This is a genomic window from Tritonibacter scottomollicae (genome assembly GCF_003003215.1).
GTDB classification, from domain to species: domain Bacteria; phylum Pseudomonadota; class Alphaproteobacteria; order Rhodobacterales; family Rhodobacteraceae; genus Epibacterium; species Epibacterium scottomollicae.
The window spans coordinates 675,114-696,086 of sequence record NZ_PVUF01000001.1 but is presented as its reverse complement, the minus strand read 5'-3'; the positions used below and the strand labels follow the sequence as shown (position 1 = coordinate 696,086).

Here is a 20,973-nt window from a genome sequence, read left to right as displayed (position 1 = left end):
TTTTTCCAAATACCTCGGAGCGCGAGGCAGAGCCTCGCATCCCAAAACCAGCCACAAGGCCCGAAGCTTCAGAATTCCACACCCTTCTGCGCCTTGATCCCAGCGCGGAACGGATGCTTCACCTGCGTCATCTCGGTCACCAGATCGGCGATCTCAATCAGCTCTTCCTTGGCGTTGCGCCCAGTCAGCACCACATGGGTCATCGGCGGCTTGCGCTCCACCAGGAACTCCAGAACCTCCTGCAAATCCAGATACTCGTAGCGCAGCGCGATGTTGATCTCGTCGAGCAGCACCATGGTGTTGCGCTCGTCCAGGATCATCTCCTTTGCCTTCTCCCAACCGGCGCGAGCGGCAGCGATATCGCGGGCCTTGTCCTGTGTTTCCCAAGTGAAGCCCTCGCCCATGGCGTAGAATTGGCACAGGTCGGCGAAATTCTCCTCGATCAGCGTGCGCTCGCCGGTCTGCCACGCGCCCTTGATGAACTGCACTACCGCCGAGGGCATGCCATGGGCGATGCAGCGCATCACCATGCCGAATCCCGAGGAGGATTTGCCCTTGCCGGGGCCGGTGTGGACGATAATCAGGCCTTTTTCGCCATCCTTGGTTTTCATCATCCGGTCGCGGGCGGCCTTCTTCTTCGCCATTTTGGAGGCGTGGCGCGCCGCTTCCTCCTCAGAGATGTCGTTTTCGGTCTTTGCGGTGGTCTCGTCGCTCACGGGGGTCACTCCTGCTGTCTGACCCCATGTCTTGACAAAGAGTGCCGCCATGGCGCAAGGGAATTTCGTTGGTTCCCGAAGATGACACCCTTCGGGCGAAGAGGGAATGTGACACGGGCGTCCCGCGCGCCCTCAAGCACAGCCGCCCCCGCGACCGTGACCGGAGAGGTCTCCCGACGCCACTGGCGCATACCCCGATGGGGTCGCACCGGGAAGGCGGGATGACCGTCAGGGCAGATCCGCCCTGGCATCCGCAAGCCGGGAGACCTGCCAACACGCGTTTTGAACCGGCGGACGGGGTGTTCCGCGACCGGTCGAGGGCTTGCCGTCACTCCATGGCGTCGGTGCCCCTTGCTGGCCCGGCCCCGCTTCCGCCCAGAAGGAGGAGACAAGGCCGCATGGGAGACACCCCCAGCCAGAGCCCGGAGCCGGTTGTCCTGACCGTTTGCACCACCTGCCGTCCCGAAGGCGCCGACCCGGAGGCCATCCGCCCGGGACGCATCCTTGCGGATCGCCTTGCAGGCGCGCCCCTGCCCGAGGGCGTTACCGTGCGCGGCGTCGAATGCCTCTCCGCTTGTAGCCGCAGCTGCACGCTGCATCTCTCCGGCGGGCCGGAGCGTTGGAGCTATATCTACGGCGATCTCGACCCCGACACCCATCTGGACGACATCCTCGCAGGCGCTGCCGCTTATGCCGCCACCGACACCGGATTTGTGCCCTGGCGCGAACGCCCCGTGGTGTTCCGCAAGCAGTCGATCGCCCGCATCCCGCCGGTCTCCATGCCCGGGGTCGAGCTGACCCCGGCGGCGGCATCAAACGCCTCATCCGAGGGCTCCGACGCCCCCACAGAAATGCCCCCTGCCGAACTGGCGCAGGACTGACCTTGAAAGGCCGACCATGAGCACATTGAACAAGATCCCCGTTACCGTCATCACCGGCTTTCTCGGCGCCGGCAAGACCACGCTGATCCGTCACCTGATGCAGAACCCGCAAGGCAAGCGCCTCGCCGTGGTGGTGAATGAATTTGGCACCGCCGGTGTCGATGGCGACATCCTGAAATCCTGCGCTGACGAGAGCTGCCCGTCGGAAAACATCATGGAACTGGCCAATGGCTGCATCTGCTGCACCGTGGCGGATGATTTCATCCCCACCATCGAGAGCCTCATGACGCTGCCGGAACCGCCCGAGCATATCGTCATCGAAACCTCCGGTCTGGCGCTGCCGAAGCCGTTGCTCAAAGCCTTTGACTGGCCCGCGATCCGTTCGCGCATCACCGTGGACGGGGTGATTGCCCTGGCCGATGCCGAGGCCGTCGCCAAGGGCCAGTTCGCTCCCGATCTGGATGCCGTACAGGCCCAGCGCGAGGCGGACGAGAGCCTGGATCACGAAACACCGCTGTCCGAGGTGTTCGAGGACCAGATCTCCTGCGCCGATATCGTGCTCTTGTCCAAGGCGGATCTGGCCGGCGAGGCGGGCGTCGAGAAGGCCCGCGCGGTGATCGAAGCCGAGGCCCCGCGCAAGCTGCCGATCCTGCCAATGACCGAAGGGGTGATCGATCCCCGCGTGATCCTGGGTCTTGGCGCTGCCGCCGAAGACGATCTCGACGCGCGCCCAAGCCACCATGACGGCCACCACGACCACGAACATGACGATTTTGAGTCCATCGTGGTCGAAATGGGCGAAGTATCCGATCCCGAAGCGCTGCAAACTCGCATCATCGAGATGGCCCGCGCCCGCAACATCCTGCGGGTCAAGGGCTATGTGGCCGTGGAAGGAAAGCCGATGCGCATGCTGGTACAGGCCGTGGGCGAACGCCTGCGGGCGCAATATGACCAACCCTGGGGCACGCAGCCGCGTAAGACCCAGCTGGTGGTAATCGCCGAGCATGATAACATCGACACAGCAGGCATCCACGCCGATCTCGGGGCCTGAGTTTCAACACCAAGGGCGCTGACCTCTCGCCATGAGGTCCCGCCCGGCGGACACGCCGGGCAGCGCCCAACCCTCCCCCCGGGAGGGCGCTTCGCACCCACCCAGGGTCGGATGCTGCCCTTTCCGATTTGAACGAAGCGGACCAACCTCATGCACGTCGTCTTCCGCGAAAGCCACGGGCTCGGAGAAACAGACACCCCCTATGACGTCGGACAGACCCCCGGCGATCTGGTGGTGCTGTCCTTTTCCGACAGCGATCTCGGCGCCTTTGCGGCGGGCTGGCACCGCGCGGACGGCAAACTCCCCTCCACTCGGCTTGCCAATCTGGTTGCGCTCAAACACCCGCTCTCGGTCGATGTCTATGCGGAACAAACGCTGGAGGGCGCAAAGGGCGTTCTGGTGCGTCTGATCGGCGGCGAGAGCTACTGGTCCTACGGGCTTGCCACGCTGCAGGATTTGGCCCGGCGCAAGGGCATCGCGCTGGCGATCCTGCCCGCCGACGGGCAGGAAGATCCGCGACTGGACGAACTCTCCACCCTGCCCGTCTCCACCCTGCGCCGGTTGCAAAGCCTGTGTGATGCGGGCGGTGCGGTGGCAGCCCAGGCCGCTTTGGCGCAGTTGGCGCTGGCGGCGGGGCTTTATGCCGGGCCGGTGATCGGCAAGAAGACCGTGCCCGATTTTGGCTACTACGATCCCGACCATGGCGTGCTGAGCGACCTGCCGCAACAGGACAGACCTTTGGTCCTGCTGAGTTTCTATCGCTCCTACCTGACCTCTGCCGACACCGCACCGATCGATGCGATGATCGCGCAGCTGCGCCACCGGGGTTATGCGGCCTTCGGCATCTTTGCCCCCAGCCTCAAAGCGCCCGAGGCGGTAGACTGGCTGCGTGCCGAGCTGCCTCGGCTTGATCCGGCAGCGATCATCAACGCCACCGCCTTTTCCGCGCAGGGCCGTGATGGCAGCGCCTCGCCACTCAGCCTCACCGGCTGTCCGGTGTTTCAGGTGGCGCTGTCGACCGCCCGGCGCAAGGACTGGGATCTGGCCGACCGCGGCCTATCGCCTGCCGACCTCGCCATGCATGTGGTGCTGCCCGAGGTGGACGGGCGACTGTTTGCCGGTGTCGTTAGCTTCAAATCCCCCACCAAACGCGACCCGGATCTGCAATACTCTCGTTTCATCCATCGCGCCGATGCGGATCGTATCGCGGCGGCGCTGGACAGGGTCGAGGCACATCTGCGCCTCAGCCGGGCCAAACCTGCGGAAACACATCTGGCGCTGGTGCTCTCGACCTATCCGGGCCGCGATTACAACCTCGCCCATGCGGTGGGGCTGGATGCGCTGGCCTCGACCAGTGCGATCCTCTCTGCCCTCGCGGCAGAGGGCTATGATGTCACGCCGGAAGATGATCTCGGTGCGCGCCTCTCGCAGGAGGTGCTGAGTTGGCCTATTGCCGACTATCGCGCCGCACTTGAGACCCTCCCCGAAAGCCTCCGCAATGACCTACATGCGGCATGGGGGGCACCGGAGGATGATCCGGCCATCCACGACGGCATGGTGCAGTTCCGCGCCCTGCGCGCGGGCAAGGCGCTCATCGCCCTGCAGCCCGAGCGCGGCGATGTCCACCTGCGCGAGGACGACTACCACGACCTCGACCGCACGCCCCGGCATGGCTATGTCGCCTTCTACCTCTGGCTGCAAACCCAGACCGACGCGCTGGTGCATGTGGGCGCCCATGGCACGCTGGAATGGCTGCCGGGCAAGGCGGTGGCGCTGTCCGCGGCCTGCTGGCCCGAGGCGCTTTGCGCATCGATGCCGGTGATCTACCCCTTCATCGTCAACGACCCCGGCGAGGCCGCCCAGGCCAAGCGCCGCATTGCTGCGATTACAGTTGGTCACATGCCACCACCGCTGGCCCAGACCACCTTGCCAGAGGGCATGGGGCGGCTCGAGAGCCTGCTGGATGAATACTCCACCGCCGATGGTCTGGATCCGTCCCGCCGCGACCGGCTGATCGCCGACATCCGGGCAGAGGCTCAGGGCAGCGGCGTCGAAGCGGACCTGAACATCCCCGCCGAGGCCTCGGCGGCGGAGGCGATCACCCGCATCGACCGCTTTGTCTGCGACATCAAGGAAAGCCAATATGGCGAGGGGCTGCATATCTTTGGCAGCGGCGATCATGGCGCAGCTGAGATGCGCGGGCTGCTGGAGGCTCTGGCGGGCCGGATGATCGCCCCCGGCCCGTCCGGCTCGCCCTATCGGGGCCGGTCGGACGTGATGCCCACGGGGCGCAACCTCTTTACCACGGACCCCCGCGCGGTGCCGTCGCGGGCGGCGCAGGCGCAAGGGGTCAAACTGGCGGAAGAGCTGCTGCGCCGCCACCTGCAGGACCATGGCGACTGGCCACGCGGGCTGGTGGTGGATCTCTGGGGCTCGGCCACCATGCGCACGGCGGGCGAGGAGTTCGCCATGGCGCTGCATCTTGCCGGGCTGGCGCCGCTTTGGGACGAGGGCTCCGAGCGGGTCTCCGGCTTCGAGGTCATTCCGCTGGCGCTGCTGGGTCGTCCCCGCATTGATGTCACCCTTCGGGTCTCCGGCCTGTTTCGCGACGTCTTTCCCGGTCTGGCCCAGATGTTCGAGGCCGCCGCCGCCGCGCTGGCCGCGCGCGAGGAAGACCCCGGCGACAACCCCTATCTGACCGCCATCCCGCGCGTCTTTGGCCCCAAGCCCGGCCAATACGGCCTCAACATGACCGCGCATCTGGATGACTACTCAGACGAGGCCCGCGCGGCGGCGGGTGAGGCCTGGCTCAAGGCCTCCTCGCATGCCATCGACGCCAAAGGCGAAATCCATGAGGCCCGCGCCGCGCTGGAGGACCGGCTGCAAAGCGCCGACAGCTTCGTGCACCTGCAGGATCTGGCGGAGACAGACGTGCTGGTGGCCTCGGATTATGCCGCCCATGAGGCCGGATTTGCCGCCGCGATGAGCCGGCTGGGCCATGAGGCGCCGTCGCTCTACCACATGGACGCCACGCGCCTCGACACGCCGCAGGCCCGCAGCCTGCAAGAGGAAATCGCCCGCGTCACCCGCGCCCGCGCCTCTGATCCGCATTGGGCCACCTCGATGATGAACCACGGCTTTCGCGGCGGCGCCGAGATCGCGGCGACGCTGGATCACATGGCCGCCTTTGCGCATCTGGCCCAAGTGGTGCCGGCGCATCTGTTCGACCTCTATTTCGAGGCCACGCTGGGCCGCGAGGATCTGGTGGGGTTTCTGGAACGCGAGAACCCGGCGGCGTTGCAGGCCATGTGGGACAGGTTCCGGGCTTTGCGCGAGGCCGGTCTTTGGGTGACACGGCGGAACTTCATCCTCGCCACGCTGGAGGGTGCTGCATGAGCGCAGCCGCCACGCCAAAGGTCTACGGCTGGTGCCCCGGCGCCCTGCGTCCGATGATGTCCGGCGACGGTCTGGTGGTGCGCATCCGCGCGCCGCTCGGTCGGCTGTCACCGGCGCAGGCCAGAGCAGTGGCAGCACTGTCCGAGCGTTTCGGCAATGGGGTGCTGGATGTCTCTGCCCGCGCCAACCTGCAGATGCGCGGTGTCCGCCCCGAAGCCCACGCAGAGCTGATCGCCGCGCTGCAACAACTCGGTCTGGTAGACCGCGATCCCGCGCTTGAGGCGCGCCGCAACATTCTGCTGACGCCGTTCTGGCGCGACAGCGACCGCAGTCATAGCATCGCGCAGGCGTTGTGTGACGCGCTTGCGGCAGCCTCGGACCTCCGCCTGCCCGGTAAATTCGGCTTTGCGGTGGACGCTGGTGACACCCCGGTCTTACAGGATATCGCCGCCGACATTCGCATCGAAGGCACGGACGCCGACCTGAGCCTGCGCGCAGACGGCGCGGATGTGGCCCTGCCGGTGACCGAGGACAGCGCGGCCGACGCGGCCCTTGCGCTCGCCCGCTGGTTCCTGGAGCAAGGCGGCGCGCCCGAGGGGAGGGGCCGGATGCACCGGCTGATTGCGCGCCGCGGCCCACCGGCATCGCATGGCGCGAATGGTGCAAGGGGCGCCTATACCGCAACGCCCGGGCTCACCGCCTGCGGCCAGCTGGTCGCGCTGGAATTCGGCCAGATCCCGGCTGCGACATTTGCCGCCCTCGCCGAGTCTGGGCCACTGCGCCTGACTCCATGGCGCATGCTGCTGATCGAAGATGCACACGACATCGCCTCCCTGCCCGGGCTGATCCTGGACGCAACCGATCCGCGCCTGCAAGTGACCGCCTGCACCGGCGCGCCCGGCTGCCTGCAGGCGCGTGCGGCCACCCGCGATCTGGCCCGCAATCTGGCGCCACATCTGCCGGGGGGCATCCGCCTGCATGTCTCCGGCTGCGCCAAGGGCTGCGCCCATCCCAGACCCGCCGATGTGACCCTGACGGCCACCGGCCCCGACACATTCGACCTCATTCGCAACGGGCGCGCCGAGGCCCGTCCCGCCCTGACCTGCCTGACCGCCCGCGCCCTGCGCGCCGCGCCAGACGTTCTGACGAAAGACCCCTGACATGCTGCACACCTATGAAACCGATGGCGCCAAGATCTATGCCGAGAGCTTTGCCACCATCCGCGCCGAGGCCAGCCTCGACCGGTTCACCAAGGACGAGGAAGTGGTCGCCGTGCGCATGATCCACGCCGCCGGCATGGTGGGGCTGGAAGAGCATATCAGCTTTTCCAAAGGCATGGCCGAGGCCGCCCGCGCGGCACTTGCCAAGGGCGCACCGATCCTCTGTGATGCCTATATGGTCTCCGAAGGTATCACCCGCCCGCGACTGCCTGCGAACAACGAGGTGATCTGCACCCTGCGCGACCCGAAGGTGCCGGAGATGGCCCGCGAGATGGCCAACACCCGCTCCGCTGCCGCCCTCGAACTCTGGCGTCCCATGCTCGACGGCGCCGTGGTCGCCATCGGCAACGCCCCGACCGCACTGTTTCACCTGCTCAACATGCTGAAGGACCCGGACTGCCCGCGCCCTGCCGCCATCATCGGCTGCCCGGTGGGCTTTGTCGGCGCGCGGGAATCAAAAGAGGCCCTGATGCAGGATCTGCCGGTGCCGTCGATGATCGTGCAGGGGCGTCTGGGTGGCTCTGCGATCACTGTCGCCGCGGTGAACGCGCTGGCGTCCTGGAAAGAATGACGGGCAAGGAATGACCATGGACACCCCCGCAACAGGCAAAGTCATCTGCGCAGGCCTCGGCCCCGGCGACCCCGAACTGATGAGCGTCAAGAGCTGGCGCGCGCTGCAAGCCGCCTCCCACGTGGCCTATTTCCGCAAGGCCGGGCGCGCCGGACAGGCCCGCGCCATCGTCGAGGGCATCCTGCCCGAGGGCGTCACCGAATATCCGATGGAATATCCCGTCACCACGGAAATCCATTTTTCCGACCCCGAGTACAACCGCCAGCTCGCCGCCTTCTATGACCATTGGGCCGATATGCTGGCCGAGATCGCGGCGACAGACACCGTGGTGGTGCTCTGCGAGGGCGATCCCTTCCTCTATGGCTCCTTCATGCATCTGCACACGCGACTTGAGGGCCGGGCGCAGGTGGAGATCATCCCCGGCATCACCGGCATGTCGGGCTGCTGGACCGCGACGGGCCAACCGATCACCTGGGGCGATGACGTGCTGACCGTGGCGATGGCAACCCTGTCGGAGGACGAGCTGACCCGCCGCATCACCGAAACGGATGCGCTGGTGGTGATGAAGATCGGCCGCAACCTGCCCAAGCTGCGCCGCGCGCTGGAGGCCGCCGGGCGGCTTGAGGACGCCTGGCTGGTCGAGCGCGGCACCATGCCGACCCAGACCGTGCAAAAGCTGACGGATGTGACCGGCGAGGTGCCCTATTTCTCCATCGTGCTGCTGCACGGGCAAGGACGGCGGCCATGACAGATGCAGAAAAAGGCTGGGTGGTGATCGCGGGTCTCGGTCCCGGGTCCGAGAGCATGGTGATCCCCGAGGTGCATGATGCGCTGGCCGAGGCCAGCGATGTTGTGGGCTATATCCCTTATGTGCAGCGGATCGCGCCGCGCGACGGTCTGACACTGCATGCCAGCGACAATCGCGTCGAAGTGGATCGCGCCAGTCATGCCTTGGAGATGGCCGCTGCGGGTCGCCGCGTGGTGGTGGTCTCCTCCGGCGATCCGGGCGTCTTCGCCATGGCCTCGGCGGTGTTCGAGGCGCTGGAGGCCGCTCCCGAGGCCTGGCGCGCGCTGGAAATCCGCGTGCTGCCCGGCATCACCGCCATGCTCGCCGCAGCTGCCGCCATCGGTGCGCCGCTGGGGCATGACTTTGCCGCCATCAACCTCAGCGACAATCTCAAGCCCTGGGCGCTGATCGAACGCCGCCTGCAGCTGGTGGGCGAGGCCGGTCTGGCGATGGCCTTCTACAACCCGCGCTCCAAATCGCGCCCGCATCAGTTCGCGCGCGCACTGGAGGTGCTGCGCGAGGCCTGCGGCGAGGAGACCCTCATCACCTTTGCCCGCGACGTGACCAAACCCGGTCAGGAGCTGCTGACGGTGCCGCTGCGCGAGGCCACGCCTGAAATGGCCGACATGCGCACCGTGGTGATCGTCGGCACCCGCGAGACCCGGCGGGTCGGGCCGTATGTCTACACGCCACGGTTTGCAGCCGGTCACCAGCCAGGCCATCAAACGGGGCAGCATCCCGACAGCAAGGACACCTAAGCCCCGTGGTCCAGCCAGCGCCTCACCTCTGCCACCGATCCCAGCACCCGCCGTGCCAGGATCTTGGGCCGGTCGATCATGACCACCGGCAGGCCAAGCGCGCGGGCGGCGATCAGCTTCGCCTCCGCCCCGGCACCACCGGCGTTCTTGGCGACCACATGGGTGATGGCGTGGGTTTGCATCAGCGTTTTGTCGCCAGCGACCTCAAACGGCCCACGGGCCACAACCACGGTGGCTTCGGGCAGGGCCAGCGGCGCATCAGGCCGGTCGACCAGCCGCAGCAGGTAGTGGTTCTGCGGTTTGGCCACAAACTCCGCCACATGCTGCTTGCCGATGGCAAGGAACACCCGCGCGCCCGCCTGCGGCAGCGCCGCCACCGCGCCCTCCATATCGGGCACATGGCACCAGCTGTCGCCGGCCTGTGCCACCCAGGCCGGGCGCTCCAACGCCACCAGATCCACCCCAACCTCGGCGCAGGCTTGCACCGCGTTGGTGCTCATCTGCGCGGCGAAGGGATGTGTTGCATCCACCACATGGGTGATGGCTTCGGCGCGCAGATACTCCGCCAGCCCGGCCACGCCACCAAACCCGCCCACCCGGCAGGGCAACGGCTGCGGCGCCGGGCGCGCGGTGCGGCCCGCGTAGGAGAACACCGCCTGACGCCCGGCTCCCGTCCACGCTTCCGCCAGATGTGCCGCCAGTTGCGAGGCCTCGGTGGTGCCGCCCAGAAGCAGGAGTTTGGTCATGTCTGATCCTTTGACAAAAGACGCGGCGCGCCCGTGGCTGACCCTGATCGGGCTGGGTGAAAATGGCCTTGATGGGCTGACGGATGCAAGCCGCTCCGCACTTGCGGCGGCAGAAATCATCATCGGTGGTCCCCGCCATCTGGACCTGGTCGACGCAGGCGCGCGTGGTCATAGCTGGCCGGTGCCCTTCTCCACCGCGCCGGTTCTGGCATCGCGTGGGCGCGCCACGGTGGTGCTGGCCTCCGGTGATCCGTTCTGGCATGGCGCCGGTGGCAGCCTCCTGCGGGATCTGAGCCGCGAGGAATGGATCTCCCATCCCGCGCCCTCCTGTTTCGCGCTGGCCGCAAACGCGCTGGGCTGGCGGTTGGAAGACACGCTCTGCCTCGGCCTGCATGCTGCGCCCCTTGCGCGTCTGCGAGCAATCCTTGCGCGTGGCACCCGCATCCTCTGCACCCTGCGCGACGGCGCGGCGGCGGCAGAGCTGGCGGGGTACCTCTGCGACATCGGCTTTGCCGACAGTCGCCTGACTGTGCTGGAACGCCTTGGCGGGCCCAAGGAGTGCCGCCGCGAGACCACCGCCGGGGCCTTTGATCTCGGGGATGTGGACGCGCCGGTTGTGGCCGCCATCGAGGCTGTGGGCCAGGGCCTGCCGCAAGCCGCAGGGCTGCCGGACGATCTCTTTGCCAGCGACGGTCAGATCACCAAGCGGCCCATTCGCGCGCTCACTCTTTCTGCCCTCGCACCGCGCGCGGATGAGCATCTGTGGGACATTGGCGGCGGGTCGGGGTCGGTCTCGGTCGAATGGTGCCTTGCCGCGCGCGGCGCCACGGCCACCACTTTCGAGGCGCGCGCCGACCGATTGGTCAATATCCGCCGCAACGCCGACGATTTCGGCCTCGCGCATCGCCTTACCGCCATCGAGGGCCGCGCACCGGAGGTGCTGCAGGGCCAGCCGCTGCCCGACTGCGTGTTCATCGGCGGCGGCGGCACGCAGGCGCTGCTGGACCAACTCTGGCAGATCCTGCCGCAGGGCACCCGCCTCGTCGCCAATGGCGTGACGCTGGAAACCGAGAGCCTGCTGATGCAGGCGCAGGCGCAGTGGGGCGGGCATCTGCTGAAGGCCGAGATTGCCGAAGCGGCGCCGCTTGGGAGCATGCGCGGCTGGGAGCGGGCGCGTCCGGTGATCCAATGGAGCGTCAGCCGATGATCGTCGCCGGTTTTGGCTTTGCAGATCGGGCCACCACGGCGAGCCTTGTTGAGGCGCTCGCCGCCCTGTCCCCGCGCCCCGACCGGCTCGCCACCCTGCGCGCCAAGGCGGATACAGCGCTGTTCCGGGGCTTTGCAACGGCAAATGGGCTGCCGGTGATCCCCCTCGACGAGGCTCAGATTTCGGGTATTGAGACCCCGACCCATTCACCGCGCATCGCTGCGCGGTTCCACACCGGATCGGTAGCAGAGGCCGCAGCACTTGTTGCGGCAGGCCCAGGCGCACGGCTGATCCAGACGAGATATGTGACCACGGACCGGCTTGCCACCGTGGCCCTTGCGGAGACGATTGAGCGATGACCGTACACTTCATTGGCGCCGGCCCCGGCGCGGCGGACCTGATCACCCTGCGCGGACGCGACCTGATCGCCGCCTGCCCGGTGTGCCTCTATGCGGGCTCCCTCGTGCCCGAGGCGCTGCTGCAACATTGCCCAGACGGCGCAAAGATCATCAACACCGCGCCGCTGTCGCTGGACGAGATCATGGCGGAAATCGCTACCGCTCATGCAGCCGGTCAAGACGTGGCGCGGCTGCATTCCGGGGATCTGTCGGTCTGGTCGGCGATGGGCGAGCAGCTGCGCCGCCTGCGCGATCTGGGCATCCCGCATGACATCACCCCCGGCGTGCCCGCCTTTGCCGCGGCAGCCGCCGCCCTAGGCACCGAGCTGACCCTGCCCGGCGTGGCGCAATCGCTGGTGCTGACGCGCACCTCCGGGCGTGCCTCTGCTATGCCCGAGGGCGAGACACTGGAAAATTTTGCCGCTACCGGCGCCACATTGGCGATTCACCTTTCCGTCCACGTGCTGGATGACGTGGTGGCGCGGCTATCGCCTGCCTATGGATCCGACTGTCCGGTGGCGATCGTCTGGCGGGCGACCTGGCCGGATCAGAAGATCATCAAGGCGACGCTGGGTTCAGTCATTGAGGTCACCGAAGGTGCGCGTGGGCGCACCGCTCTGATCCTGGTCGGCCCTGCCCTGCGCGCCGAGGATTTTGCCGAAAGCTGCCTTTATGGTGCGGACTATGACCGCCGCTACCGCCCGCAGAGTGCCGACAGCCCGTGGTCCGAGTGGAGCGAAGCGGATGAGTGATCGCTTGATCTATCACACCGAGGACAGCGCCCGAGCCTGGGTGGGTGCGAAAGCGCCCTCCCGGGGGGAGGGTCGGGCGCTGTCCGGTCCGCGGACCGGACAAGAGTTCTCTGCAAACGAGGTAGCCCGATGACCAATTTCCCCAAAGGCCTGATGATCTCTGCCCCCTCGTCCGGCACCGGCAAGACCACGGTGATGCTGGGCCTGTTGCGCGCATTGGCCGAGGACGGTCTCACGGTGCAGCCGTTCAAGAGCGGACCGGACTATATCGACCCGGCCTTTCACCTCGCCGCCGCCGGGCGCGCGTCCTTCAACCTTGATACCTGGGCGATGGACAGCGGGCTGCTCGATGCCGTCACCACCCAGGCCACCGGCGCGGATATCTGCATCGGCGAAGGGTCCATGGGGCTGTTCGACGGCGTTGCCACCCGCGGGCAATCGGGCTTTGGCTCCTCGGCCGAGACCGCGCTCAGGATGGGCTGGCCGGTGGTGCTGGTGATCGACGTGGGCGGGCAGGCGCAATCTGCTGCCGCCACCGCGCTTGGGTTCAAGATGTACAACCCGGACCTGCCCTTTGCCGGGGTAATCCTGAACCGGGTGGCCAGTCCGCGCCACGAACGGCTGACCCGGCTGGGGATGGAGCGCGCGGGCGTCAAGGTGCTGGGCGCGCTGCCCCGGCGCGGCGATCTTACGCTGCCCGAACGACACCTTGGCCTCATTCAGGCGGTGGAGCATCCCGATCTTGAGGCGGCGATTGCGGGCTATGCGGCCTTCCTGCGCGACAACGTCGACCTTGACGCGATCCGCGCGGTGGCCAGCACAGCTGCGGCCCCTGCCCCGCGGGCCTTGCCAAAACCGCCGGCACAGCGGATCGCACTGGCGCGGGATGCAGCGTTTTCCTTTACCTATCCGCATCTGCTGGAAGGCTGGCGCGCCGCCGGGGCCGAAATCCTGCCATTTTCGCCCCTGAACAACGAGCCCCCCGCCCCGGACGCCGATCTGGTCTGGCTGCCCGGCGGCTATCCAGAATTGCACGGCGCGGCGCTGGCAGCAGCGGAGACATGGCGCGCAGGCCTGCAGAAACATGCGCAGACCAAGCCGGTGCATGGCGAATGCGGCGGCTACATGGCGCTTGGCGCGGCGCTGATCGACAAGGCGGGCACCCGGCACCAGATGGCCGGGCTCTTGGGGTTGGTGACGTCCTATGAGAAGCGCAAGTTCCACCTCGGCTATCGGCGGGCGGAGCTGCAGGCAGGCATGCCGGGCTTTGACGCAGGGGATTTCCTGCGCGGGCATGAGTTCCATTACTCCACCATTCTGGATGAACCCGATGCACCGCTGGCCCGGGTGATGGATGCGGATGGCAACCCGGTGCCGGAGACCGGTTCGATCAATGGCAACGTCACCGGCACCTTCTTCCATCTGATCACCGCAGAGCATGAGGGAGAGCGCGCATGAGTGGCTTTGTCAGCTTTGTTTCCTCCGGTCCCGGTGATCCGGAGCTGTTGACGGTGAAGGCCGTAAAACGGCTGGAGGCGGCGGATGCGGTGCTGTTTGACGATCTGTCCTCGGGGCCGATCCTGAACCACGCCCATGCGGATGCGGATCTGGTGGGGGTCGGGAAACGCGCTGGACGCCCCTCGCCGAAACAGGACCACGTCAGCAAACTGCTGGTGGAATATGCGCAATCCGGCGCCCAGGTCGTGCGGCTGAAATCCGGCGACAGCGGCGTCTTTGGCCGCTTGGAGGAAGAGCTGACCGCCCTGCGCGCCGCTGGCATCAAATACGAGATCATCCCTGGCGTCACCGCCGCCTCGGCCGCAGCAGCGGCGGCGGGCATTCCGCTGACGCGGCGGCTGACCGCACGGCGGTTGCAGTTCATCACCGGCCATGACGTGACCGGCGGGCTGCCGGATCACATGAACCTCGCCGCCCTTGCCGATCCGGAGGCCACCACGGTGGTCTATATGGGCAAACGCACCTTTGCGTCGATGCTGGCGCTGCTGTTGGACGAAGGCCTGCCGCAGGACACGCCGGCGCTGGTGGCCCTCGGGGTCTCCACCCCGGCGCAGCGCCTGCACCGCACCACGGTGCAGGCGCTGCCTGAGCTGCTGGAGCGCATCGACAGCGCCGCGCCGGTGCTGATCCTTTACGGTCCGCTGGCGGATGAAGACGCGCCCGCATGACGCAGCCGACGCTCACGCTTTGCCGCAGCTGCAGCACTGCCGACCCGGAGCTGCCAAGGCAGATCTCGGCGGCGCTGACGGCGGCGGGGCTGAGCGCGACGCTACAGCAGGTCGACTGCATGTCGGGCTGCGACCGCCCGCAGACCCTGGCGATCCGCCAGAGCGGCAAGACCGCCTATCTGTTTGGCGAGATCACATCAGCGGATCTGCCCGATATTCTGACGTTCCTGCGCCTCTATGCCAGCAGCGCCGATGGCACGCTAGAGGATGCAAGGCCGCTGGGTGAGCTGCGGTTCAAGGCCATTGCCCGCATCCCCGCAGAGCTGCCCTGACCGCATCACCAGAGGCTATCCGCCCTCCGCAAGCCCCCTGAAGATCACAGAACTGCCGCGAACAGCGCCTCCGGTGGCGTATTCACGCTTGACCGGAGCAAAGCGCGCAAGGCACAACAGATACATACGGTGTCTGATGATGCAAAGCATCGGGACTGAAACGGGAATGAGGAACGGCGGACCCAATCGCGGCGCCGAAGCCCCAACCGCCCCCGCGACTGTGAGCGGCGAGCGACATTCTGAACCCACTGGCCTGCGTGCCGGGAAGGAGGATGATCGCCGTGACCCGCGAGTCAGGAGACCGGCCGTATGGAACGAGAACTTTATGTCTGCCGTCGGGTGTGACGGCACGGAGGACACACACATGACGACCAAGACGCTTACCTCGACCACATCCGTCTCCAGCATCATCCCGGCGCTTTTTGCCGTGGTTCTGGGTCTCGGCATCATCACCGTGACCGGCCATGTGCAGGCCTCGACCCTGCATGATGCGGCACATGACGTGCGCCATGCCACCGGCTTTCCCTGCCACTAAGACCATGCTCACACGTATTCTGACCAGCGCGTTGTTCGCTGGCGCTGCAGCGGGGCTGATCGTCGCCCTGCTGCAGCTTTTCTTCGTGCAGCCGGTGCTGTTGCATGCCGAACTTTATGAGACCGGCGCGCTGGTGCATTTCGGCGGTGATCCCGTCAGTGCCCATCCCGAACTGCCGGGCCTGTTCGACGAGCCAATGCGCAACCTGCTGAGCATCCTCTTCACCATGCTGACCTACACCGGCTACGCGCTGGTTCTGGTGGCGCTGATGTCGCAGGCGGAGCGTCAGGGCCATGTGGTCACCGCACGCCACGGCATCATCTGGGGGATTGCAGGCTTTGTCGCCTTTCACTTCGCGCCCGGCTTCACCCTGGCCCCCGAAGTGCCCGGCGTCGCCGCCGCCGATGTGGGCGCGCGTCAGATCTGGTGGGTAGCCACCGTTGCGACCGCCGGCATTGCCATGTGGCTGATCGCCTTTGGCGGCAATCTGGTCTCCTACGTGGTGCCGGCGCTGCTGTTGATCGCCCCGCATGTGATCGGCGCGCCGGAGCCCGATACGTTCACCGGCCCGGTGCCGACCGAGATCGGGGCGCTGTTTGCCGCGCGGGCCTTTGGCATCGGCATGGCCGCCTGGGTGCTGCTGGGCGCCTTTGCCGCCTATTTCTGGCAGACCGAGTCCGCCCGCGACGCAGCTGCAGCGTGACCCAGAACGCCTGATGATCCCCGCCGCGCACATCGCGCCCGGCGGGGATTTCCATATTGAAGGAAGACCCCATGTCCCGTTCGCTCGCCCTGTTTGCCATCGGTCTTGTCTTTGGCGGCGGCATCGGCTTTGTCACCGCCGCCGGAAATGGCGTGACCTTTGATGGCCACGACCACGGCGACCCCGCCCATCACGGCGGCGGCGGTCAGGCCGAGATGGCCGCACATGATCACTCCGCCATGGTCGATATCGCCGCTGGCCCGGAGGCCCCGGCGCTGGAAATCGCACTGACCCCCGATCCGATGTCGGGCTGGAACCTGCACGCGATGCCGCAGAACTTCCGCTTTGCGCCCGAAAACGCCTCCGGCGCTGATTTGGAGGGCGAAGGCCACGCCCATGTCTATGTCAACGGCGAAAAGATCGGGCGGCTCTATGGCCGCTGGATGCATATCGGCACGCTGCCCGAGGGTGAGGTGGAAGTGAAGGTCTCGTTGAACTCCAACAGCCACGGGGTTATCGCGGTTGACGGCAGCCCGGTCGAGGCTGCGGTGACCGTGGACACGCGCTGATGATGCGCTCCTGAGACCATGCCCTTGACCTGCACCGGACACGGCACCAAGACCGGGGCAGATCTGTCCGCCCATTTATTCTTGAGAGATTGCGCCCCATGCTCCACCTCAGCCTGATCGGTATCGGCACCGGCAACCCCAAGCATCTGACGTTGCAGGCGGTGGAAGCGCTCGGCGCGCAGGATCTGATCCTGATCCCCAACAAGGGTGCAGGTAAGGATGACCTTGCCGGGCTGCGTCAGGCGATCTGCGCCGAGGTGCTGGCGGGGGTCGCGCAGCCGCCGAAGATCGTCGAATTCGACCTGCCGGTGCGAGATCCAGCCACCGCCGATTATCGCCAGCGAGTGGATGACTGGCATGACGCGATTGCCGAGGTCTGGCAGGCGACCATGGCGGCGCATCTGCCGAAGGGGGGACGCGTGGGGTTTCTGGTCTGGGGGGATCCGTCGCTCTATGACAGCACCATGCGAATTGCCGAGCGTCTGCGCGCGCGGGTGGGGATGCAAATGCAGGTGATACCGGGCATCACCTCGATCCAGGCACTGACGGCCGCCCACGGCGTGCCGCTGAACGGCATTGGCGCGCCGGTGCAGATCACCACCGGGCGACGCCTGCGCGATCACGGCTGGCCCGAGGGCTGCGACACGCTGGTGATCATGCTCGACGGGGATTGCTCATTCCAAAGCCTTGAAGTGCCCGAAGAGGTGATGATCCATTGGTCTGCCTATGCGGGCATGGAGAATGAGATCAACATTGCCGGGCGCCTGTCCGAGGTGCAGGCGGAGATCCTCGCCACACGCGCCAGCGCCCGCGCCGATCACGGCTGGATCATGGATATCTACCTGTTAAAGCGTCTGACCTAATCACCTGACCTGACCGCTCGCTCGGCCTGGCCGCGACGCGTGTCCTCATCAGCGGGGGCCTCCCGCCCGTCGCTGGCCGTGCCAGAGGCACAACCGCTCCCGTTGGGCATGGCGCCGGACCTGACGGTCCGGCGCCGCAGCCTGTCCGCAGGACAGGCTGCCCGGCCCAACCCCAAGCGGGGTCTTGCGTCAGCAAGGGACTGCGCGGGGGCGGGAGCTTCCCCTGCCCGACCTCCAACGGTCTGATTTCGGCGCGCCCCCCCGGGCTCAGGCGCGGCTCAGACAGCGCCCTCCGGCAGGCCATGCACCGCGAGGGACTTGTTGCCGAACCGCTTGTCCTCAGTCACCTCGCGCCCGAACCATTCGGGCGGCACGAAGGCCTCCGCCGCAGCCTCATCGGCGAACTCCACCTCAACCATCTGCAATGGTGCCAGTGTGCCCTCGAAAATGTCGAACTCATACCCCCAGCCATCCGCCAGCACGCCGGTCCAGCGGGTCTTTTCCAGCCGCCGCCCCTCGGTACCGGGCCAGAAGGTCTCATAGACCGTCCGGGTGATCTCCGCCTCGCGCTCTTCGCGCACCCGGCCCGCGCCGCCCTTCTGGGTGAGGAAGAACCGTTCCCCCTTCTGGCGCAGGCGCAGTTCGGTGCTGTCCTCCAACGCTGTCAGATAGCCTTGCTTGACCGGTGTCGCCGTGGCTGCGGTCAGATCGGGGCGCTCCGCAACCAGGTACTTCCGTTCGATCTCTTTCATGGCGATCCCTTTGCTCTCACAGCTGTCTTCCCCACCGACACATGGGCGTTCACCTCGTCGAACAGCGCCAGATAGGCCCTGCCCGCCGGGCGCGTCTTTGCAAAGCACAGCGCCGGCTCACGATGCACGCCCATCTTCTCCACATCGGTGGAAAACGGCAGCTCCGTGGTCAGGAACAGTTTGCCATAGCTGTCACGCAGCCGCGCCATCGTCTCGCCATGCAGGGTCTTGCGCCCCTGCACCATGGAGAAGAAGGCCAGCAGCTTTGCAGTCTTCAGCCCGCTTTCCTTGAAGAACGCAAACAGCTGTTCGAAGCTGCGTTCGGAGAGGGTGGTCGGGATCACCGGCACCACCACCCTGTCGGCGGCCTTGAACACGGCCTCCGACAGCGAGGAGATGTTGGGCGGGCAATCCAGAATGATCACGTCATAATCGCCATCCACCGCTTTCAGCGCCTTTTTCAGGCGCGAGCGACTGTTCTTCATCCGCGACAGGAACACGTCAAAGTCGCGGAAGGTCAGGTTGGCGGGCAGGATGTCGAGGTTCTCGTAGTCGCTGCCTCGGATCGCACGGGCGAAGCGGTCCACATCCTCGAAGAACTGCGTGTCCTTCAGCTTCTTCGAGGGCTTCACCCGGAAATAAAAGCTCGACGCGCCCTGCGGGTCGAGATCGCACAGCAGGGTACGTGCGCCGGACTGCGCATAGGCATAGGCAAGATTGACGGCCGCGGCGGTTTTGCCGACACCGCCCTTGTTGCTGTAGCAGGCGATAATCTTCATGCGGCGGCTCCCTTACGCTGACACAGCGTCTTGATCTCGGCGCGGGTCTCGGCACTGTAGAACTGATCGAAATACGTCATCACCCGCGCCCGCTCTGCCCGCTGGCGCTGGTCGAGGATGGCGATCAGCGCGCCGATGCTTTGCGCCGCCTCCAGCCCCCTGGCACCGGTGACGGCAGGGTGCGTGGACATGAATGTGGCCAGAGAGTCCTTCTGCACAGAACAATCATTGAAGACCCCGAGGGTATCCTGCAGCGCCTTCATCCGCTTGATCAGGCGCTTGGCACTCTTGCCCGGGAACAGCGGCGCGAAGAACTCCAGCAGGTAGCGGAATTTCTTGCAGGCGATGCGCAATTCGTGAACGTCCTCATCCACGGTGTCGTCACCAATATGGGCGGCGATCTTGCAGATCTTGCGATAGCTCTTCCACACCAACTTGCGGGCGTAAACCTCCGCGCTGAGGCCGCCCGCCTCACCACGCACAAAACCATCGGGATGGGCGAACTGTTCTTCCAGTGCCGAGATCTTTTTCTGATAGCCCTTGCTTTTCAGGTGCTTGACGAGCTTTGCCTGCGCCCCGTCCCGTTCCGCGGCAAAGGCGTCGAACATCACCGACAGACCCGGGCGCAGTTGCTCAGGCACCAGCTCGTCATAGGCGGCGCGGTCCATCAGATAGACATCTAGGTCGCGCACCCGCCCCGTCGGCGCCATCAGGTCCGAAAATGCCGCCTTCAGCTCTGCCGTCTGCACAGAGCCAAAGACGCCTTTGAACAGGCTCAGCACCGAACGCACCTTGCGCAGGGCCACCCGGTAGTCATGCAGAAACTCGGTGTCGAGGTCGCCGATCACGCCGGCCTCATTGGCGCGGGCCACGGCGATGTAATTGCGGATCGTCTCCACCGCTACGTCAAAGGCGGTCTCATGGCCGCTGAACCTCATCTTGGGCTTAGCCAGATAGCGCGGCACATTCGGCGCCAGTGTGGTGAAGATGTGTTCGGCCTCCAGCGGCCCGGCCCCATGGGCCAAAAGCGCGGCACCCAGCCGGACCGGGGCACGGGTATAGCCGCGCAGGGGCGACAAGGTCACCAGCGTGACGTGGCCCGCGTCACTGCCGACGGTCAGGATCTCGCCGCGCAGATGGGTCTTGGCCTCCTCATCCACCACCCGCAGGCTGTTTCGGTGGAGCGTGCCGCTGGCCATCGCCAGGAAGCAGCGCAGTGGGAATGTCGCCTCCGTCAGGCGCTTGACCGGCCCCTCGGGCAGATCGGCGGGGAACCTTGCGGCCTCGGCGGTGGCCTGACGCTGTGGTGGCGTGCCGGCAGCCAACATCGTGAGACTATCGTCGAACTCCAGCAAAACGCGGCCGGACTTTCGCAGCAGTTGATCGTGACAATCCAGCATGCAGAAGGCCAGTGACGTGTCCTCCGTATCGAACTCCAGCCGCAGATCGCCCAGCGCAGTTGCAATTTCGGACCACTCGACAGCGCCGTCGAGCAGGAAACTATGGGACACTTCTGCTGTCATTTGCCTTTTTTCTTTGTTGTCTTCAGGTAGTCATCAATGAGCCGCTCGATGAGGCGCTGAATGCTGGTATCTTCTTCGATGGCCCGCAATTTCAGGGCTTTCAGCGTTTTGCCATCCAGACGCAGCGAGGTGTTCTTGCGCGCGGATTTGCTGAGATCGGCTTTATCTTTGGGCATAGTAGCGAACCTTCAATTTGACGTCATGATGTCACTTTTTCAAAGCTCTTGTCAAACAGGTACGATACAATC

The 20,973-nt window shown here is 66.2% G+C and carries 23 protein-coding genes and 2 riboswitches; of the genes, 17 read left to right on the top strand and 6 right to left on the bottom strand.

Annotated elements, in window-relative coordinates; all coding sequences use genetic code 11:
- Positions 1–68: 68 nt before the first annotated feature.
- Positions 69–716, bottom strand: coding sequence for a cob(I)yrinic acid a,c-diamide adenosyltransferase (gene cobO / locus CLV89_RS03285; RefSeq protein WP_106162331.1), 648 nt, complete (start codon positions 714–716; stop codon positions 69–71).
- 52 nt (positions 717–768) lie between these two features.
- Positions 769–1,005: riboswitch (cobalamin riboswitch) on the top strand.
- A 109-nt stretch (positions 1,006–1,114) separates the two neighbouring features.
- On the opposite strand from cobO, the gene CLV89_RS03280 reads away from it, so the two are divergent.
- The 7 genes from CLV89_RS03280 (at position 1,115) to cobJ (ending at position 9,380) form a co-directional block, all read left to right on the top strand.
- On the top strand, positions 1,115–1,597 hold the full coding sequence (locus CLV89_RS03280; RefSeq protein WP_106162178.1) for a DUF1636 family protein: 483 nt from the start codon (positions 1,115–1,117) through the stop codon (positions 1,595–1,597).
- A gap of 16 nt (positions 1,598–1,613) precedes the next feature.
- A complete protein-coding gene (cobW, locus tag CLV89_RS03275) occupies positions 1,614–2,648 on the top strand; it encodes a cobalamin biosynthesis protein CobW (protein ID WP_106162177.1) in 1,035 nt (344 codons plus the stop codon).
- Between the two features lie 150 nt (positions 2,649–2,798).
- Positions 2,799–6,044, top strand: a complete 3,246-nt coding sequence (gene cobN / locus CLV89_RS03270) for a cobaltochelatase subunit CobN (RefSeq protein WP_106162176.1) — start codon at positions 2,799–2,801, stop codon at positions 6,042–6,044.
- A complete protein-coding gene (gene cobG, locus CLV89_RS03265) occupies positions 6,041–7,204 on the top strand; it encodes a precorrin-3B synthase (protein WP_106162175.1) in 1,164 nt (387 codons plus the stop codon). Before cobN ends, cobG begins: the two co-directional genes overlap by 4 nt.
- 1 nt (position 7,205) lies before the next feature.
- Positions 7,206–7,835 carry a precorrin-8X methylmutase gene (locus CLV89_RS03260; RefSeq protein ID WP_106162174.1) on the top strand — a complete coding sequence of 210 codons (630 nt, stop codon included), beginning with the start codon at positions 7,206–7,208 and terminating at the stop codon, positions 7,833–7,835.
- 16 nt (positions 7,836–7,851) lie between these two features.
- A complete protein-coding gene (locus tag CLV89_RS03255; RefSeq protein ID WP_423837292.1) occupies positions 7,852–8,583 on the top strand; it encodes a precorrin-2 C(20)-methyltransferase in 732 nt (243 codons plus the stop codon).
- Positions 8,580–9,380, top strand: a complete 801-nt coding sequence (cobJ, locus tag CLV89_RS03250; protein WP_106162172.1) for a precorrin-3B C(17)-methyltransferase — start codon at positions 8,580–8,582, stop codon at positions 9,378–9,380. Before CLV89_RS03255 ends, cobJ begins: the two co-directional genes overlap by 4 nt.
- On the opposite strand, the gene CLV89_RS03245 is transcribed toward cobJ, so the two are convergent.
- Positions 9,377–10,126 carry a cobalt-precorrin-6A reductase gene (locus CLV89_RS03245; protein ID WP_106162171.1) on the bottom strand — a complete coding sequence of 250 codons (750 nt, stop codon included), beginning with the start codon at positions 10,124–10,126 and terminating at the stop codon, positions 9,377–9,379. The genes cobJ and CLV89_RS03245 overlap by 4 nt on opposite strands.
- Here CLV89_RS03245 and cbiE point away from each other — a divergent pair.
- The 10 genes from cbiE to cobF all read left to right on the top strand — a co-directional run bounded on the left by cbiE (position 10,125) and on the right by cobF (position 17,671).
- The gene (cbiE, locus tag CLV89_RS03240) at positions 10,125–11,333 is read left to right on the top strand and encodes a precorrin-6y C5,15-methyltransferase (decarboxylating) subunit CbiE (protein ID WP_106162170.1); all 1,209 of its coding nucleotides are present in this window, start codon (positions 10,125–10,127) and stop codon (positions 11,331–11,333) included. The two genes, CLV89_RS03245 and cbiE, sit on opposite strands and share 2 nt — an antisense overlap.
- Positions 11,330–11,692, top strand: a complete 363-nt coding sequence (locus CLV89_RS03235) for a cobalamin biosynthesis protein (protein ID WP_106162169.1) — start codon at positions 11,330–11,332, stop codon at positions 11,690–11,692. Before cbiE ends, CLV89_RS03235 begins: the two co-directional genes overlap by 4 nt.
- A complete protein-coding gene (gene cobM / locus CLV89_RS03230) occupies positions 11,689–12,483 on the top strand; it encodes a precorrin-4 C(11)-methyltransferase (RefSeq protein ID WP_106162168.1) in 795 nt (264 codons plus the stop codon). Before CLV89_RS03235 ends, cobM begins: the two co-directional genes overlap by 4 nt.
- A gap of 129 nt (positions 12,484–12,612) precedes the next feature.
- Positions 12,613–13,941 carry a cobyrinic acid a,c-diamide synthase CobB gene (locus CLV89_RS03225; RefSeq protein WP_106162167.1) on the top strand — a complete coding sequence of 443 codons (1,329 nt, stop codon included), beginning with the start codon at positions 12,613–12,615 and terminating at the stop codon, positions 13,939–13,941.
- A complete protein-coding gene (gene cobA / locus CLV89_RS03220; RefSeq protein ID WP_106162166.1) occupies positions 13,938–14,669 on the top strand; it encodes a uroporphyrinogen-III C-methyltransferase in 732 nt (243 codons plus the stop codon). Before CLV89_RS03225 ends, cobA begins: the two co-directional genes overlap by 4 nt.
- Positions 14,666–15,001 carry a DUF1636 family protein gene (locus tag CLV89_RS03215; protein WP_106162165.1) on the top strand — a complete coding sequence of 112 codons (336 nt, stop codon included), beginning with the start codon at positions 14,666–14,668 and terminating at the stop codon, positions 14,999–15,001. Before cobA ends, CLV89_RS03215 begins: the two co-directional genes overlap by 4 nt.
- A 110-nt stretch (positions 15,002–15,111) precedes the next feature.
- A riboswitch (cobalamin riboswitch) is annotated at positions 15,112–15,325 on the top strand.
- A gap of 40 nt (positions 15,326–15,365) precedes the next feature.
- Positions 15,366–15,536 (top strand): CbtB domain-containing protein, encoded by a 171-nt coding sequence (locus CLV89_RS03210; RefSeq protein WP_106162164.1) that lies wholly within the window; start codon positions 15,366–15,368, stop codon positions 15,534–15,536.
- 4 nt (positions 15,537–15,540) lie between these two features.
- Positions 15,541–16,239: a CbtA family protein gene (locus CLV89_RS03205; protein ID WP_106162163.1), complete on the top strand. Its 699-nt coding sequence runs from the start codon at positions 15,541–15,543 to the stop codon at positions 16,237–16,239.
- Positions 16,240–16,310: 71 nt separating this feature from the next.
- Positions 16,311–16,808 carry a hypothetical protein gene (locus CLV89_RS03200; protein ID WP_106162162.1) on the top strand — a complete coding sequence of 166 codons (498 nt, stop codon included), beginning with the start codon at positions 16,311–16,313 and terminating at the stop codon, positions 16,806–16,808.
- A gap of 98 nt (positions 16,809–16,906) precedes the next feature.
- A complete protein-coding gene (gene cobF / locus CLV89_RS03195; protein ID WP_106162161.1) occupies positions 16,907–17,671 on the top strand; it encodes a precorrin-6A synthase (deacetylating) in 765 nt (254 codons plus the stop codon).
- Between the two features lie 278 nt (positions 17,672–17,949).
- On the opposite strand, the gene CLV89_RS03190 is transcribed toward cobF, so the two are convergent.
- The 4 genes from CLV89_RS03190 to CLV89_RS03175 are packed head-to-tail and all read right to left on the bottom strand — an operon-like array spanning position 17,950 to position 20,901.
- Positions 17,950–18,423 (bottom strand): CYTH domain-containing protein, encoded by a 474-nt coding sequence (locus CLV89_RS03190; RefSeq protein ID WP_106162160.1) that lies wholly within the window; start codon positions 18,421–18,423, stop codon positions 17,950–17,952.
- Complete coding sequence (locus CLV89_RS03185) at positions 18,420–19,202, bottom strand: ParA family protein (protein WP_106162159.1); 783 nt, start codon at positions 19,200–19,202, stop codon at positions 18,420–18,422. The genes CLV89_RS03190 and CLV89_RS03185 overlap by 4 nt, the downstream gene beginning before the upstream one ends.
- Positions 19,199–20,725: a CHAD domain-containing protein gene (locus CLV89_RS03180; RefSeq protein WP_106162158.1), complete on the bottom strand. Its 1,527-nt coding sequence runs from the start codon at positions 20,723–20,725 to the stop codon at positions 19,199–19,201. Before CLV89_RS03180 ends, CLV89_RS03185 begins: the two co-directional genes overlap by 4 nt.
- Complete coding sequence (locus CLV89_RS03175; RefSeq protein ID WP_106162157.1) at positions 20,722–20,901, bottom strand: ribbon-helix-helix protein, CopG family; 180 nt, start codon at positions 20,899–20,901, stop codon at positions 20,722–20,724. The genes CLV89_RS03180 and CLV89_RS03175 overlap by 4 nt, the downstream gene beginning before the upstream one ends.
- Positions 20,902–20,973 lie beyond the last annotated feature (72 nt).

Excerpts from the sequence above, each read along its gene's own strand:
- cbiE (WP_106162170.1), top strand. The coding sequence starts at position 10,125 with ATGTCTGATCCTTTGACAAAAGACGCGGCGCGCCCGTGGCTGACCCTG.
- CLV89_RS03185 (WP_106162159.1), bottom strand. The coding sequence starts at position 19,202 with ATGAAGATTATCGCCTGCTACAGCAACAAGGGCGGTGTCGGCAAAACC.
- CLV89_RS03260 (WP_106162174.1), top strand. The coding sequence starts at position 7,206 with ATGCTGCACACCTATGAAACCGATGGCGCCAAGATCTATGCCGAGAGC.
- CLV89_RS03200 (WP_106162162.1), top strand. The coding sequence starts at position 16,311 with ATGTCCCGTTCGCTCGCCCTGTTTGCCATCGGTCTTGTCTTTGGCGGC.
- CLV89_RS03180 (WP_106162158.1), bottom strand. The coding sequence starts at position 20,725 with ATGACAGCAGAAGTGTCCCATAGTTTCCTGCTCGACGGCGCTGTCGAG.
- cobW (WP_106162177.1), top strand. The coding sequence starts at position 1,614 with ATGAGCACATTGAACAAGATCCCCGTTACCGTCATCACCGGCTTTCTC.
- CLV89_RS03280 (WP_106162178.1), top strand. The coding sequence starts at position 1,115 with ATGGGAGACACCCCCAGCCAGAGCCCGGAGCCGGTTGTCCTGACCGTT.
- CLV89_RS03190 (WP_106162160.1), bottom strand. The coding sequence starts at position 18,423 with ATGAAAGAGATCGAACGGAAGTACCTGGTTGCGGAGCGCCCCGATCTG.
- CLV89_RS03245 (WP_106162171.1), bottom strand. The coding sequence starts at position 10,126 with ATGACCAAACTCCTGCTTCTGGGCGGCACCACCGAGGCCTCGCAACTG.
- cobA (WP_106162166.1), top strand. The coding sequence starts at position 13,938 with ATGAGTGGCTTTGTCAGCTTTGTTTCCTCCGGTCCCGGTGATCCGGAG.
- cobJ (WP_106162172.1), top strand. The coding sequence starts at position 8,580 with ATGACAGATGCAGAAAAAGGCTGGGTGGTGATCGCGGGTCTCGGTCCC.
- CLV89_RS03255 (WP_423837292.1), top strand. The coding sequence starts at position 7,852 with ATGGACACCCCCGCAACAGGCAAAGTCATCTGCGCAGGCCTCGGCCCC.
- CLV89_RS03205 (WP_106162163.1), top strand. The coding sequence starts at position 15,541 with ATGCTCACACGTATTCTGACCAGCGCGTTGTTCGCTGGCGCTGCAGCG.
- cobG (WP_106162175.1), top strand. The coding sequence starts at position 6,041 with ATGAGCGCAGCCGCCACGCCAAAGGTCTACGGCTGGTGCCCCGGCGCC.
- cobN (WP_106162176.1), top strand. The coding sequence starts at position 2,799 with ATGCACGTCGTCTTCCGCGAAAGCCACGGGCTCGGAGAAACAGACACC.
- CLV89_RS03235 (WP_106162169.1), top strand. The coding sequence starts at position 11,330 with ATGATCGTCGCCGGTTTTGGCTTTGCAGATCGGGCCACCACGGCGAGC.
- CLV89_RS03215 (WP_106162165.1), top strand. The coding sequence starts at position 14,666 with ATGACGCAGCCGACGCTCACGCTTTGCCGCAGCTGCAGCACTGCCGAC.
- cobM (WP_106162168.1), top strand. The coding sequence starts at position 11,689 with ATGACCGTACACTTCATTGGCGCCGGCCCCGGCGCGGCGGACCTGATC.
- CLV89_RS03210 (WP_106162164.1), top strand. The coding sequence starts at position 15,366 with ATGACGACCAAGACGCTTACCTCGACCACATCCGTCTCCAGCATCATC.
- CLV89_RS03175 (WP_106162157.1), bottom strand. The coding sequence starts at position 20,901 with ATGCCCAAAGATAAAGCCGATCTCAGCAAATCCGCGCGCAAGAACACC.
- CLV89_RS03225 (WP_106162167.1), top strand. The coding sequence starts at position 12,613 with ATGACCAATTTCCCCAAAGGCCTGATGATCTCTGCCCCCTCGTCCGGC.
- cobF (WP_106162161.1), top strand. The coding sequence starts at position 16,907 with ATGCTCCACCTCAGCCTGATCGGTATCGGCACCGGCAACCCCAAGCAT.